A 13,608-nucleotide genomic window follows, 5' to 3' on the forward strand; every position below is an offset into this window, starting at 1 on the left:
CGCGAAGTGGGGGCACCACCCGCCCGAAGGGCAGGGAGACGGATTATCCGGATGAACCTGGAACTCACCGCCGAGCAGCTCAGCCTGCGCGACACGGTCAAGCGCTACCTGAGCGAGAAGGCCTCCATCGCAACACATGTGCGTCCGATGCTCGACGACGAGACCGGCACCACCGATGCGGTGTGGAAGGGACTGGTCGATCTCGGTGTCGTCGGCCTCCTGGTTCCGCAGGACCACGGCGGTGCGGGTGCGACGATGGTCGAGGCCGGCATCGTCGCCGAACAACTCGGAGCGGCGCTGAACCCGGGTCCATGGCTCTCCTCGGCCGTCGCGGCGCCGCGCGCGCTGCTGCGGATGGGCGCCGAACGCGACGCGGCCCACCTTCTGCGAGCGATCGCCGATGGTTCGACGATCGCGACGGTCGCCGGGCTCGAGGGCACCCGCCCGCAAGCCCTGTCCGCCGCGGGGGGAACCGTATTGCGGGGCTCTGCCGCCGCGGTGCCGGCCGCCGCCGCGGCCGACGTATTGCTCGTGTTGGCCGAAAAGGCCGACGGTGCAGCGCTTTATGCAGTCGATTCACCGTCCGACGCCGTCACCGTCACGGCCCGCACGCACATCGACCCGACCCGCAAGCTGTTCGACATCGACTTCGACGACGCGCAGGCGCAGCCCGTCGCCGCCACGGCCGACGACGCGGTTCAGGCGTTACGCGACGACGTGCTCACCGCCTGTGCCGCCGATGCGCTCGGCGCGGCACACGCGGTGACGAACCTGGCCGTCGACCACGCAAAGGTACGCAGGCAGTTCGGCAAGCCCATCGGCAGCTTCCAGGCGGTGCAGCACCTCTGTGTCGACATGTACGAGACCGTCGAACTCGCCCGCAGCGGAGTCGTGTACGCCATGTGGGCCGCCGACGCGGCCGGGCCCGCCGAACGCCATCTGGCCGCCATCGGCGCCAAAGCCTTCGCGGGTCGACTCGCGACCGTCGGCGACACCGCCATCCAGGTGTTCGGTGGCATCGGGTTCACCTGGGAGCACGACGCACACCTTTACCTCAAGCGGTTGCTGAGCTTCGACGCCATGGCCGGAGGCACCGACCGCCACCTCGAGGAAGTGGGCAGGCGGCTGGTGTCGTCGGCCACCGGGCGCGACGAAAGAGGAGATGCGCTATGACAGGGGTACTCAACGGCATTCGCGTCGTCGAACTGGCGTCCTGGACCTACGTGCCGTCCGCCGGCGCGGCGTTGGCGGACTGGGGAGCCGACGTCATCAAGGTCGAGGACGTGAAGGCCGGCGATCCCGGGCGGGCGTTGGTGATCGGCGGATTCACCAAAGAGGCCGCCCGCGCCAAGGTGGATTTCATCCTGGAGATCGGCAACCGCGGGAAGCGCAGCATCGCCATCGACCTCAAGTCCGACACCGGGCGCGAGTACTTCGGCCGGCTGCTCGCGACCGCGGACGTGTTCCTGACCAACTGGCTGCCCGGCCCACTCGAACGCGCCCGGCTCACCGTGGACGACATCCGCTCGTTCAATCCGGACATCATCATCGCCCGCGGCACCGGCACCGGAGTCCGCGGGCCGGATCGCAACAAGGGCGGCTTCGACGCCGCGACGTACCTGTCGCGGGGCGGGGTGTCCTACACCATGACGCCATTCGGTACCGAGACACCCGCGGTGCAGGGCCCCGGATTCGGAGATCTGCAGGGCGGCATCACCCTTGCGGGCGGTGTCTGCGCCGCGCTGTTCCACCGCGAACGCACCGGCGAACCGTCGATCGTCGATTCATCGCTGCTGGCGCAGGCGATGTGGAGCATCGCGCCGTCGATCTCCGTGGCCGACCTCTTCGACATCGACGGCATCCCGGGCGCCCCACCCGGCCTCGCGATCAACCCGCTGGTGAACCGCTACAAGACCCGTGACGAGCGGTGGATCCAACTGGTCTTCCTGCAGCCGGACCGGTTCTGGGCCGGCTTCTGCGAACGCATCGGACTGCCCGAACTCGCCACCGATGAGCGGTTCGTCCCGTCGGCCAACCTCATCGCCAACGCCGAGCAGGCGTGCAAGCTCGTCGGCGACCGCATCGCCGCCGAGGATCTCGCCCACTGGAAGGAGGCGCTCGCCGGCGAGCCCGGGGTGTGGGCGGCGCTCGCGACGCCGAGGGAAACCCTCAACGATCCGCAGGTCCGGCCCAACGGCTACGTCGTCGGCAACGTCGACGACCACGGCAACGACTACCAGATCGTCGCGGCGCCAGTGCAGTTCGACGAGACGCCCCCCACGCCGGCACGGGCGCCCGAGCACGGCCAGCACACCGAGGAGATCCTGCTGGAGCTCGATCTGGACTGGGACGACATCTCGGCGGCCAAGGACCGCGGCGCGATCCTATGACTGAGCGACGCGAGCTGGGCGCGGTGATCTACGAGCGCGAGCCACCGGTCGCGCGGATCATCCTGAATCGGCCCGAAAAGGCCAACACCAAGGATGCCGCCCTGGTCCAGGAGGTCGACCAGTGCCTGCGGGAGGCCGACCGCGACAAGGACATCAAGGTCGTCATCCTCAAGGCCAACGGAAAGGGGTTCTGCGGTGGGCACGTCGCGCGCTGGGGCCCCGACGAGAACCCCTACCCCGACTTCGGGACCACCTTCGAGGATCTCTACAAGGGCACCGCCGATCTGTTCCTGTGGCCGACGCTGTACCTGTGGGAGTTCCCCAAGCCCACCATCTCTGCGATCCACGGCTACTGCATGGGCGGCGGCATCTATCTGGGCCTGCTGACGGATTTCTGCGTCGCCTCCGACGACGCGTACTTCCAGATGCCGCTCGCGCAGAGCCTGGGCGAGCCCGGCGGCCACACCATGATCGAGCCGTGGCTGCTGATGAACTGGCACCGGACGATGGACTGGCTGTTGTTGGCGCCGACGCTGTCCGCGCAGGAGGCGCTGGAGTGGGGTCTGCTCAACAAGGTCGTGCCCCGCGACGAGTTGGAGGACACGGTCGAGGACATGGCCCGCAGGATCGGCCAGATCCCCCTGACCACGCTGATGGCCGTCAAGAACAACGTCAAACGGGCCTACGAGCTGATGGGCATGCGGGTGCACCTTCAGGTCAGCCACATCCTGACGAACATGGTCGGCGCGGCGACCGACGTCCAGGAACGTCGCGCCCAGCTCATCCAATCCGGCCGCACGCCACGCGATTTCATCGAGGACAGCCCACCTTCTTCCCGCGAGCAGACGTAAAACCGCCGGCCCGAAAAGGTCAGCGTTGCGTCTGCTCGCTTAGAGAAATGTCAGCGGCAGGCCGCGTGGCGCGCCGCGACGTAGCCGAAGATCATCGTGTTGGCGATGCTGCCCCCGGCCCCGAGATAGTTGCGGCCCATCACCGTCGCGGTGATGTTGCCGGTCGCGTAGAGGCCGTCGATCACCCGGTCGTGCTCGTCCAGCACCCGCGCGTGCTCGTCGGTGATCAGTCCTCCGCACGTCCCGACGTCGGCGGGAAACACCCGCGTCGCGTAGTACGGCGCCGAATCCAGCGGACCCAGCGCAGGATTCGGCCGGAAACCGGGGTCGCCGAGGCAACGGTTGTACGCGGACTGGCCGCGGCCGAAGTCCGGGTCGAGGCCCTCGACCGCGAACTGGTTGAAGCGCGCGACCGTGCGCTCGAGATCGCCGGCGGGCACGTCGATCTGGTGTGCGAGGCCGGCGACGGTGTCGGCCCGTTTGACCGCGCCTTGCCTGATCAACTCGTCGGACAGCGTGCGCTTCCTCAACGGGTTGGCGCCCGACACGTAGCGACCGACGTACCCGTGGTCGAAGATCTGCCAGCACGGTACGGCCTTGTTGGCGTACATCGCCTTGCCGACTTCCACATACGAATTCGACTCGTTGCAGAAGCGCCTGCCCCTCTGGTCGACGTAGATGGCGCCCGGTCTTTGCCGTCCGGACCCGAGCGACGCCGCGCCCGGGTCGGCGAGGAAAACCATGGGAAGCCACCATGCCTCGTCGAGCAGATCGGTCTTCGCGCCGAGAGCCATCGCGGTCTGCAGCACCTCACCGGTGTCACCGGCGTTGGCGATCGACCACTTCCCGTCGTTCGGCTGATCGGCACTGTAACGCCGACGCATGTCCGCGTTGCGGCTGAAACCGCCCGCGGCGAGCAGCACTCCCCTGCGGGCCTGGACGTTCACCGTGGCGCCGTCGCGGCTGATCCGTGCGCCGACGACGCGGCCGTCCTCGACGATGAGGTCTTCCATCGCAGCATTCGCCCACACCGGCGGCTCGCCGGCGCCATCGAGGAGGACCTTCAGCATCTGACCGATCAGCGATGCGCCATTGGTCATCAGCTCGCGGCGCCGCAACTTGGCGATCCTTGTGCGCGCGAACACCCGCATCGCGACGGCGAACGCGCGTGGGGAACGGTTGAAGTACTGCACCGCACGCAACTCGTTGGTCATGACGACGAAACCGTAGTTCTTGGCCATCGACGGCTGGACCCTGTCAGCCCAGGCGCCCAGCGCGGCGGCGTCGAACGGAACCCCCTCGACCGAGCGGCCGGTCTCGTTGCCGCCCTTGTGGTTCGGGTAGTAGTCACTCCAGCCGGGGCACCTCACCAACCGGACACCCTTGCGGAGCAGGAAGTCGACCATGTCGTAGCCCGCGGAGAGGAACATCTCACGGCGGGCGGGTGTGGAGACCTCACCGATGTCTCCCACGACCGCGTCGAAGTACGCGAGCCCGTCCTCGCGGGAATCCGGGATGCCCTCGGCGCGCATCAGCGGGTTGTCCGGCAACCAGATCATGCCGCCCGACATGCCGGTGGATCCCCCGATCAGCGCCTGCTTCTCCACCACCAGTGGTTCGATGCCCGCGTCCAGTGCCGCGAGTGCCGCGACCATCCCCCCGCCGCCGCTGCCCGCGATGAGCAGGTCGACGGACTCGTCCCAGGTCACCACGCCGGAACCCGTTCCGTCAGACCGAGGTCGACGATCGGCACGTCGATGGTGGTGTTGGTCTTCTGGATGGCAGGTGTCAGCCGCTCGTACGGCAGGCCCGCCAAGAAGCCGTCGATGACGCGTTCGAAGTTGGAGATCAGGCCCTCGATCTGGTTGGACAGCCGCATGTACTCGAATCCCCTTGCGTGCAGCCCTTTCTGCTGACGGGGCAGGTTCGCGAAGTCCTGGCCGGGGATCGTCGGCCAATTCGGATCGTCGGGCGCCAACGGCTCGGGAGGTGTCGGCCGGCCCGGTGACCGGTCACCGGGATATCGGGTGAGCGACCAGATCTCGAACAACGTCTCCTCCGGCCCCAGCGGACGGATTCGGTACGACGACGCGCTGCTGTACTGCGGCAGCAGGAAATAGTGCGGGAAGCAGAAGCCGATCGGATCGATCACGCCGCGGCGATCGAGATCGTTCAGGTCGGGAAAATCGCAGCCGCGCGCCCGGTGCCACCGGGTGACGGCGTCGTTGACGGCGCCGCGCCACGCCGCCATCGCCTCGGCCGGATCGTCGGGCAGCGCGATGTCCTGCAGGCCCTCGGCGACGCGCACGTCGTTCTCGTGCGTCATGCCGCCCATCCCCGAGCCCAGCGTCCGCATGAAGTGCAGGCTGGCCTGGACGACGGGATGCACCGACTCCGACTCCGGGCTGAACGACGACGGAAGCAGTTGCGGATGCGTCTGCGGAACGTGGTAGCCCTCCATGAATGCCGCTGTCGCGAGCTTCCAGTTCACCGGCAGCAGGCACGACTTCCACCATTCGGTGCGCAGTGCCTCCACCTTCCACTCGTCGTGGCGGGACGCGAACGGCTCCACGCAGTCCCGCAGCGGCGGCGCGGCGTCGTCGAGGTTGATCCAGGCGCAGCCGCCCCATGTTTCGCACCGCACCGAGGCGAGCGCGAGATCCTCTGCGCACAGGTTGGTTTCGTCGAACACCTCCGCCCGCAACACGAACGTGCTGGCGCCGTCGAGACCCCAGCACCAACCGTGGAACGGGCAGACGAAGCTGCGCCGCGAACCGCGGCCCTCGACGAGTTTCATGCCGCGGTGACGGCAGGAGTTGTAGTACGCCCGAACCGTGGACCCGTCGACCCGGACGACGATGACCGACTGGTCGAGGATCTCGTATTCGACGAAGTCGCCGGGCGTCGGGATCTCCTCCAGCCGGCACGCCATCTGCCACACGCGGGGCCAGAACCTGTCGGTCTCCAGGGCGTAGAAATCCTGGTCGTAATACCGCTGTTTGGGGATGCGGTCGGCGGCCTGAACCGCCCACGGCACCGGAAGCGGTGTCCAGTCCACTGAGTGGGCGTCCATCGGCTGCACCGTCCTGACACGGAGTTCGGGAGTCTGGCCGCTCTAAAATAGCAAAAATAGCAAGACAGCAGAACGCGCAGTCTCAGCCCAGTTCGGCCATCTCGTCCGCGGGCCCGGACGGCTCGGTATGACCCGTGCGGTCGCGGATCTCGCGGAGGTGCGCGGCGACGTCCTCCATCGACAGCGCGGGATGGTGGTAACCGCGCGTCCTGCCGATGAAGAACCGCGCCACATGGCCTGCGCCCGCCGTGTAGATCTCCCCGGACACCGGACAGCTCTCGTGGGCGAGATAGCCCACCACCGGGGCCACCAACGCGGGATCCAGCCGGGCGAGGAAAGGCCGCATCACCTCCTCGGCCGCCGCCGCGGCCGCCGGGTCGGCCAGTTCGGCGACGCTGCCGATCGAATGGTCGAGCATCCGGGTCGCCGCGATCGGGGCGATCGCGTTGACCTTGATGCCCAGATGCTCGCCCTCGGCCGCCAGCACGCGGGTCAGCCCGATGAGCCCGGCCTTGGCGGCGCCGTAATTGCTCATCCTCGGTGCGCCGAGGATCCCGGCCGCCGAGCAGGTGTTGACGATCCGGCCGAAACCGCGCTGGCGCATGGCCTTCCATGCGGGCCGCGTGACGAAGAAGGCACCCCGCAGATGCACATCGAGCAACGGGGTCACGAGGTCGTCCGACATGTTGTCGAACGGTGCGTCACGGACCGTGCCCGCGTTGTTGACCAGAACGTCGACGCGCCCCCACGCCTGCAGCGCCGTCTCGATGATCGCCAGACCACCCTCGGGTGTTGCGACGCTGTGCGTGTCAGCGATCGCTTCGCCGCCGTCGGCGGTGATCGCCGCCGCAGTCGTATGCGCGGTCTCGCTGTCGGATCCGTCGCCGGTCACCGAACCGCCCAGATCGTTGACGACGACACGGGCGCCCCGCGAGGCCAGCAGCAGCGCGTACGCCCGGCCCAGCCCGCGGCCCGCCCCGGTGACCACCGCGACTCGATCGTCGAACCGGAGTTCTCTCACTATCGTGGCCAATCCTCAACGCGCGGTTGGTATTGCAGTGCCGCCGCCGGCGGCAGCCTGCGCGGTGTCCTGGTGGTCATCGCATCGAGAATCAGATGGACGTATCGCCGCCAGCCGTCCGAGGCCGGATCCATCGTGGTCAACACGCCGTTGAGCATGGCGATCACCCGGGGGAGGTCGGCGGGCACCAGATCTGCGCGAACGAGCCCGGCTTGTTGCGCGCGCGTCGTCAGGTCTTCGAGTGCGTCGTCGAGTCGTACGGAGACGTCGGTGAGCGTGCCGGCTTTCAACGCTGCGGCCAACACGTGGTGCTCGCGCGCACCCAGGGCGATCGCCGCCTCGATCAGCTCGGTCAGGCCCCGCAGCGGGTCGCGGTACCGGCAGGCCCGCTCGATCACCGGCGTCAGGTGCTCGGCGATGCTCTCGTCGATGACGGCTCGAGCCAACTCGCCCTTGGTGGGAAATCTGCGGTACAGGGTCCGCTCACCGACCCCGGCGCGCCGGGCGATGACGTCCATCGGGACATCCGGCCCGAGTTCGGCGTAGGCCACACGGGCCGCCCGCAGGATCCGCTCGGCGTTGCGGGCGGCGTCTGCGCGCAGTGGTCGATCGGCTGCCAGTGCCACGCGCCCACTCTAACTGACAGTTGACTGCCAGTAAGGCGGACTCTAGAGTCGCGTCCAAGTGGCAGCAGACTGCCGATTACGGGAGCGGCAATGACGACTTCGATGCGAAGCGACCCCGACGAGCTGCCGGTCGTGCCGGTACCCCGGGAGAGGGGGTGCCCCCTGCGGCCGCCCCCGGTGTTCGCGCAATGGCGAGCGTCCGACGGACTGGCACAGGCGCTCTGGCGCGGGCGGCCGACGTGGGTGATCAGCCGGTACGAGGACATCAAGGCGGCGTTGACCGACCCCCGCCTCTCGGCCGAGACGCTGCCCGAGAACATGCGAGCCCGGGCGGCTGACGACAGCGTGCCGGTGGTCTTCGCGCGCATCGACGATCCCGAGCACAACCGGTTGCGGCGCATGATGACCCGCCACTTCACCTACCGGCGGACCGAGGCCATGCGGCCTCAGATCCAGGCCATCGTGGACGGGTTCCTCGATGACATGGTCGCCGGCGGACCGCCCGCCGACCTGGTCTCCTCGTTCGCCCTGCCGGTGCCCTCGCTCGTCATCTCGGTGCTGCTCGGCGTGCCCTACGAGGACCACGACTTCTTTCAGCACCACAGCACCAAGGGCCTCGATGCGAGATCGACGCCCGAGGAGAAGGCCGCGGCGATCGGGGCGATGTTCGACTACATGTGGAAGCTCGCGGCGCGCAAGGAACGCGAGCCCGGCGACGACCTCATGAGCAGGTTGATGACCGACTACGTCGCCAACGGCGAACTGAGCCGCGAGACCGCCGTGATGAACGGGGCGATACTGCTGCAGGCCGGTCACGAGACCACTGCGGGGATGATCTCGCTGGGAACGGTGGCGCTGTTGCAGCATCCCGGACAACTGCGGCGGCTGCGGGAGTCCGAGGATCCGGCGCTGATCGCCAACGCCGTCGAGGAATTGATGCGTTACCTGTCCATCGTGCACAGTCAGGTCGACCGGGTGGCGCTCGAGGACCTCGTCATCAACGGTCAGCTGATTCGCGCGGGCGAGCCCGTGCTGATGAACCTGCCCGCGGGGAACTGGGACGCGGCGTTCGCCGATCACCCCGACGTCCTCGATATCGACCGAAACCCGCGCGGGCACCTCGGGTTCGGCTTCGGCGCCCATCAGTGCATCGGGCAGAACCTGGCCCGCGTCGAACTGCAGATCGCACTCGCCACTCTGGTGCGCCGCCTGCCGGGGTTGCGCCTGGCGGTCCCCGACGACGAGCTCGGATTCGCCGACGAGCAGGAGATCTACACCATCCACGAACTGCCGGTGACGTGGTGAGTCAGGCCAGCGCGTAGAAGCGCTCCGCATTCGCGCCCGCGATCTTCGCGCGGCTCTTCTCGTCGATGTCGGTGCGGGTGCGCAAGGGCTCCGTGCTCCGCGGCCATTCGCCGTCCCAGTGCGGGTAGTCGCTGGCGAACATGATGAAGTCGTCACCGAGGACGTCGATCACCGCGGGCAGGATCGGCTCCTCCGGTTCGCACGTCGCCCAGATGTTTCCGGACGCCAGGTACTCCCGCGGGTCACGCCGCCAGCCACCGTCGATCCAGTCGCCGCGCTTCTCGAAGTGCTCGTGCAGGCGATCGATGAAGAACGGCACCCAGCCGACGCCTGCTTCGAGAAACGCGATCCGCAGTCGCGGATGCCGGTCGAACACCCCGCCCGAGACCAGGGCCGTCATCGCGACCATCTGATCGAACGGGAAACTGACGCAGTGCACCTGGATGTAGTTGGTGAACCGGTCGACGCCGATCTTCGGCATGTGGATGCCCGGCGCGCCGTGGACGCCGAGCGGCATGTCGAGGTCGACCGCCGCGGCGTAGAACGGGTCCAGGTCGGGGTGGTCGAGGTTGCGGGTCTTCAGGGCCGGCGGGATGTGGGTGGCCACCAGGCCGAGCTCCTTGGCCTCGCACATGATGTCGATCGCGGTGCGGCCGTGCTCGATCGGCGTGACCGCGATCCCGCGCAACCGGCCGTTCGACGATGCGCAGTAGTTGGCGATCCACCGGTTGTACAGGCGGGCGAAGCCGGCGGCCAACTCGGGATCCCGCAGCGTCGGTGTGCACAGCCCGAGGCTCGGATACAGGACCATCGTGTCGATGTGGTCGCGCTCGGCGTCGCCCAGCACCCCGTCGGCGGTATAGCAGTTCAGTCCGGGTGAGGAGCTGAGCCCGTGCTCGGTGGGGCACCCGGCGCCGAATCCGGAGGATTCCGGGTAGTTACGCCCCTCGATCACCAGGCCGAGGCCGTCGGTACGCGGCGCGATGTGCCGCGGCCACCGTTGCATCGCCTCGACCGCCAGCGATGCACCTTCGGCGACGTGCCCATCGGCATCAATGATTCGCATAGATGTTTGCCAAAACTAAGCGATCGGGCGCGAAAAAGTCGCGCATTCGATGCGCGTGTCACATCTCCAGGCGAAACGGGCCCCGGCCGCGTCCCCGCGGCTTCCGTGCCGACACCGGTCGGCGAGTTGCTGGCAGCGCAGTGCGGTGCGTGGCCCCCGCCCGGGACCCAGGGCGGTCGCCGCGGCCGCTAGTACTGGCCGAGCGGCCGGCAGACGTTCGAGATCGGATTCCAGTATTCGCCGGGTGCGCAGGCCAGCGGGACGGTTGCCACCGGCCCTCGACACACGTTGGCGACGGGATCCCACCACCCGTTCGGGCAGTTGAGGGGTTGCGCTGAACCGGATGCCGACATCATGAGGGCGACTGCCGTGATCGGTGCTGAGGCGGCGGCCACCAGCACCGCGCGCCGAATGATCTTGCTCATGACTGAATCTTGCCCCACCGCACGAGTTTCAAACCATCGGACGGCGGTCCGGGCCCTCAGGACAGCACGACATCCAGGCGCTCCCATCCGCGGACCGTCGACGTCGGCGCCAGTCTGGCGGTGTCGTAGTCGATGCCCCACTCGGGCCAGCGGTTGAGCAGCTCGTCTAGTGCGACGCGCCCCTCCAGGCGTGCGAGGTTGGCACCCATGCAGTAGTGCACTCCCTTGCCGAAGGTGATGTGGCTGATGTTGTCGCGGTGAATGTCGAACACGTCCGGGCGGTCGTACCGGCGCGGATCGCGGTTGGCCGACCCGAACATCAGCAGCATCGCACTGCCCGCCGGCACGGTGCGTCCGTAGGCCTCGAAATCCCTTGTGACCAAACGGGCGACGTTGTGGCCGGTTGGCTCGAACCGCAGCGTCTCGTCCACCACGCGTTGGAGCAGCGACCGGTCCTCGACGACTTCGCGGCGCTGGTCGGGATGCTCGGCGAGCACCTTGGCCAGCCAGCCGATGAGCCGGCCCGTCGTCTCGTTACCGGCGCCCGCGACGACCTGCGTGTAGTGCAGGACCTCCTTGCGGGTGAGCTTGCGCGTCACCCCGCTCTCGTCGGTGAACTCGACGTTGAGCAGCGCGGTCATCAGGTCGTCGGAGGGGTTCTTGGACCGCCAGTCGACATACTCGGCGTAGATGCTGCCGTCGGCGATCTTGTCGGCCCGCACCACTTTCATCGGGGAGCCGGGCTTGGTGCGCAGGCTGGCGTCGTTGGCGTCGCGTACCGATACCTGCTCGGACTCGGGAATGCCGAGCAGCATGCCGATCACCCTCATCGGCATCATCGACGCGAGCTCGGCGATGATGTCGAAGCGGTCCACGCCCACCAGCGGGTTCAGGCAGTTGACGCAGTACTGCCGGATCTGGTCCTCGATCTCGGCCATCCGGCGCGGGGTGAACACCCGCGACATGAGGCCCCGCAGCATCGTGTGGACGGGCGGATCCTCCATCATCATCACGCCCTTGGGCATGTCGAACTCGGACTGGATGAGTTCGAGGATGTCGCCGCGGCTGTTGGAAAACGTCTGCCAGTCGAGCAGCGCCCGCTCGACATCCTCGTGCCGGGACAATGCCCAGAAGTCGTAGTCCGCGTTGTAGTAGAGCGGCGCTTCCTCGCGCAGCCGCGCATACGTCGGGTACGGGTCCGCGACGATGTCCACGCGATACGGGTCGTAGTAGACGGTGCTGTCGTTGAGGATGGCCATTGTCTCTTCCCTATTTCAGGCAGCTGCCGGCGTCGACCGGCAGCGGAACACCTGTGACATAACGTGATTCATCGGAGGCCAGGAACAGCACGGCGTTGCTGATGTCCTCGGCCTCGACCCAGGGGATCGGCAGCATGTGGAAGGTCTGGCAGACCGGGGCGAGATCGTCGGGCCCCGGGTTCGGCAGGTCCGGGCGGAACATCCGGTAGGTCTGCTCGTTCATCAGCAGCGGCGTGTTGACGTGGGTGGGGTGCACGGAGTTGACCCGGATCGAGTGCCGGCCGAGTTCGACGGCGAACGTGCGCATCAACCCGACCACTCCGTGCTTGGCGGCGGTGTAGTGCCCGGTGTGGGGGTAAGCCTTCAGTCCCGCAACCGAACTGGTCAAGACGATCGACCCGCCGCGCCCGCCGGAGAGCAGGTGCGGAACGCCGGCCTTCACCGACTTCCACACTCCGCTGAGGTTGACGTCGATCATCTCCTGCCAGATGTCCTCGCGCATCTTGTGCAGCTTGGTGCCGACGGTCCCGATCCCGGCGTTGGCGACGATGATGTCTAGTCGCCCGAGTTGCTCGACGCCTCCGTCCACGGCGGTCTTGAGCGCCTCGAAGTCGCAGACGTCGACCTCGGCGGTGACGATGCGCCGATCGAGATTCTTGACCAGGTCGGCGGTGTGCGCGAGATCTTCCGGCGTCGAGCCCTCCGCGGGTGAGTCGGCGAACGGCCGGCACACGTCGACGGCGATGATGTCGGCCCCCTCCTGCGCCAACCGCACGGCGTGACTGCGGCCCTGGCCGCGGGCCGCTCCGGTGACGAACGCGACCTTGCCCTCTACCCGACCTGCCATCGACGCCGCTCCCCTCGCTTGTTGGGCGATCGCCCAACACCTAAGCTGGCGCCATGTCTAGCAGCCCTGTCGAGGAGGGGTCAAGGGGTGGACGCGAGTCGGCCACGCGTGTCGCGCTGATCGAGGCGACCGCCCAAGTCATGCTCGACGAGGGCTACGCCGCGGCGACCTCACGGCGGGTCGCGGCCAAGGCCGGGGTCAAGCCCGCGCTCGTGCACTACTACTTCCCGAGCATGGACGACCTGTTCCTGGCAGTGCTGCGCGCCGGCGCCGAGACGAACCTGGCCCGCCAGCGCGAGGCGGTGGCCGCCGACCGACCGCTGCACGCACTGTGGCAACTCAACAGCACGCACGGGGCGCGGCTGTTCATGGAGTTCATGGCGCTGGCCAATCACCGCAAAGCGATCCGCAGCGAGATCGCCGCGTACGCCGAGCGCTTCGGCGATGTCGAAGAGAGCGTCGTGACGCTGGCGATGCGCGCCCACGGCGCCGACGTGGAGGCCTTTCCGCCGGTCGTGATGTCTATGATCGTCACCAGTCTGGCCCGCATCGTTCTGCTCGAGCGCGGACTCGGCATCACCCGAGGTCACGCCGAGGCCGAAGCGTTCATCGAGCGCTACCTCAACCGGTTCGAAATGCCCTCGAAGTGACCCGGGTCACAGGGCCGCCGCGCTGGTGACCAGCAGCACGATGACTTGAGCTAACCTATGGCTCAGTGAGAAGTTATACGGGCTAAGTTACGCAC

At 67.8% G+C, this 13,608-nt stretch carries 13 protein-coding genes; 5 read left to right on the top strand and 8 right to left on the bottom strand.

The window, feature by feature from the left end; all coding sequences use genetic code 11:
* Positions 1 to 51: 51 nt before the first annotated feature.
* Genes ABGB19_RS14670 through ABGB19_RS14680 form a run of 3 tightly spaced genes read left to right on the top strand, consistent with a single transcriptional unit; the run spans position 52 to position 3,241 of the window.
* Complete coding sequence (locus tag ABGB19_RS14670; protein ID WP_347686667.1) at positions 52 to 1,173, top strand: acyl-CoA dehydrogenase family protein; 1,122 nt, start codon at positions 52 to 54, stop codon at positions 1,171 to 1,173.
* Entirely contained in the window at positions 1,170 to 2,390 is a 1,221-nt protein-coding gene (locus tag ABGB19_RS14675; protein ID WP_347686668.1) for a CoA transferase, read from the top strand. Before ABGB19_RS14670 ends, ABGB19_RS14675 begins: the two co-directional genes overlap by 4 nt.
* Positions 2,387 to 3,241, top strand: coding sequence for an enoyl-CoA hydratase/isomerase family protein (locus tag ABGB19_RS14680; protein WP_347686669.1), 855 nt, complete (start codon positions 2,387 to 2,389; stop codon positions 3,239 to 3,241). Before ABGB19_RS14675 ends, ABGB19_RS14680 begins: the two co-directional genes overlap by 4 nt.
* Positions 3,242 to 3,291: 50 nt before the next feature.
* On the opposite strand, the gene ABGB19_RS14685 is transcribed toward ABGB19_RS14680, so the two are convergent.
* The 4 genes from ABGB19_RS14685 to ABGB19_RS14700 form a co-directional block, all read right to left on the bottom strand.
* A complete protein-coding gene (locus tag ABGB19_RS14685) occupies positions 3,292 to 4,953 on the bottom strand; it encodes an FAD-binding protein (RefSeq protein ID WP_347686670.1) in 1,662 nt (553 codons plus the stop codon).
* On the bottom strand, positions 4,947 to 6,314 hold the full coding sequence (locus tag ABGB19_RS14690; protein WP_347686671.1) for an aromatic ring-hydroxylating dioxygenase subunit alpha: 1,368 nt from the start codon (positions 6,312 to 6,314) through the stop codon (positions 4,947 to 4,949). Before ABGB19_RS14690 ends, ABGB19_RS14685 begins: the two co-directional genes overlap by 7 nt.
* A gap of 82 nt (positions 6,315 to 6,396) precedes the next feature.
* A complete protein-coding gene (locus ABGB19_RS14695) occupies positions 6,397 to 7,335 on the bottom strand; it encodes an SDR family NAD(P)-dependent oxidoreductase (RefSeq protein WP_347686672.1) in 939 nt (312 codons plus the stop codon).
* Positions 7,335 to 7,961, bottom strand: coding sequence for a helix-turn-helix domain-containing protein (locus tag ABGB19_RS14700; RefSeq protein ID WP_347686673.1), 627 nt, complete (start codon positions 7,959 to 7,961; stop codon positions 7,335 to 7,337). The genes ABGB19_RS14695 and ABGB19_RS14700 overlap by 1 nt, the downstream gene beginning before the upstream one ends.
* A gap of 75 nt (positions 7,962 to 8,036) precedes the next feature.
* Between ABGB19_RS14700 and ABGB19_RS14705 the strand changes: the two genes are divergently transcribed.
* Positions 8,037 to 9,266 (top strand): cytochrome P450, encoded by a 1,230-nt coding sequence (locus tag ABGB19_RS14705; RefSeq protein WP_347686753.1) that lies wholly within the window; start codon positions 8,037 to 8,039, stop codon positions 9,264 to 9,266.
* 1 nt (position 9,267) lies between these two features.
* On the opposite strand, the gene ABGB19_RS14710 is transcribed toward ABGB19_RS14705, so the two are convergent.
* The 4 genes from ABGB19_RS14710 to ABGB19_RS14725 all read right to left on the bottom strand — a co-directional run bounded on the left by ABGB19_RS14710 (position 9,268) and on the right by ABGB19_RS14725 (position 12,863).
* Positions 9,268 to 10,332 carry an amidohydrolase family protein gene (locus tag ABGB19_RS14710; protein WP_347686674.1) on the bottom strand — a complete coding sequence of 355 codons (1,065 nt, stop codon included), beginning with the start codon at positions 10,330 to 10,332 and terminating at the stop codon, positions 9,268 to 9,270.
* Positions 10,333 to 10,520: 188 nt separating this feature from the next.
* On the bottom strand, positions 10,521 to 10,757 hold the full coding sequence (locus ABGB19_RS14715; protein ID WP_347686675.1) for a hypothetical protein: 237 nt from the start codon (positions 10,755 to 10,757) through the stop codon (positions 10,521 to 10,523).
* Positions 10,758 to 10,813: 56 nt separating this feature from the next.
* Positions 10,814 to 12,016: a cytochrome P450 gene (locus ABGB19_RS14720; protein WP_347686676.1), complete on the bottom strand. Its 1,203-nt coding sequence runs from the start codon at positions 12,014 to 12,016 to the stop codon at positions 10,814 to 10,816.
* Positions 12,017 to 12,026: 10 nt separating this feature from the next.
* Positions 12,027 to 12,863 carry a mycofactocin-coupled SDR family oxidoreductase gene (locus ABGB19_RS14725; protein WP_347686677.1) on the bottom strand — a complete coding sequence of 279 codons (837 nt, stop codon included), beginning with the start codon at positions 12,861 to 12,863 and terminating at the stop codon, positions 12,027 to 12,029.
* A gap of 53 nt (positions 12,864 to 12,916) precedes the next feature.
* On the opposite strand from ABGB19_RS14725, the gene ABGB19_RS14730 reads away from it, so the two are divergent.
* The gene (locus tag ABGB19_RS14730; RefSeq protein ID WP_347686678.1) at positions 12,917 to 13,513 is read left to right on the top strand and encodes a helix-turn-helix domain-containing protein; all 597 of its coding nucleotides are present in this window, start codon (positions 12,917 to 12,919) and stop codon (positions 13,511 to 13,513) included.
* The last annotated feature ends 95 nt before the right edge of the window (positions 13,514 to 13,608 follow it).

The organism is Mycobacterium sp. B14F4 (genome assembly GCF_039871645.1).
Classification (GTDB): Bacteria; Actinomycetota; Actinomycetes; order Mycobacteriales; family Mycobacteriaceae; genus Mycobacterium.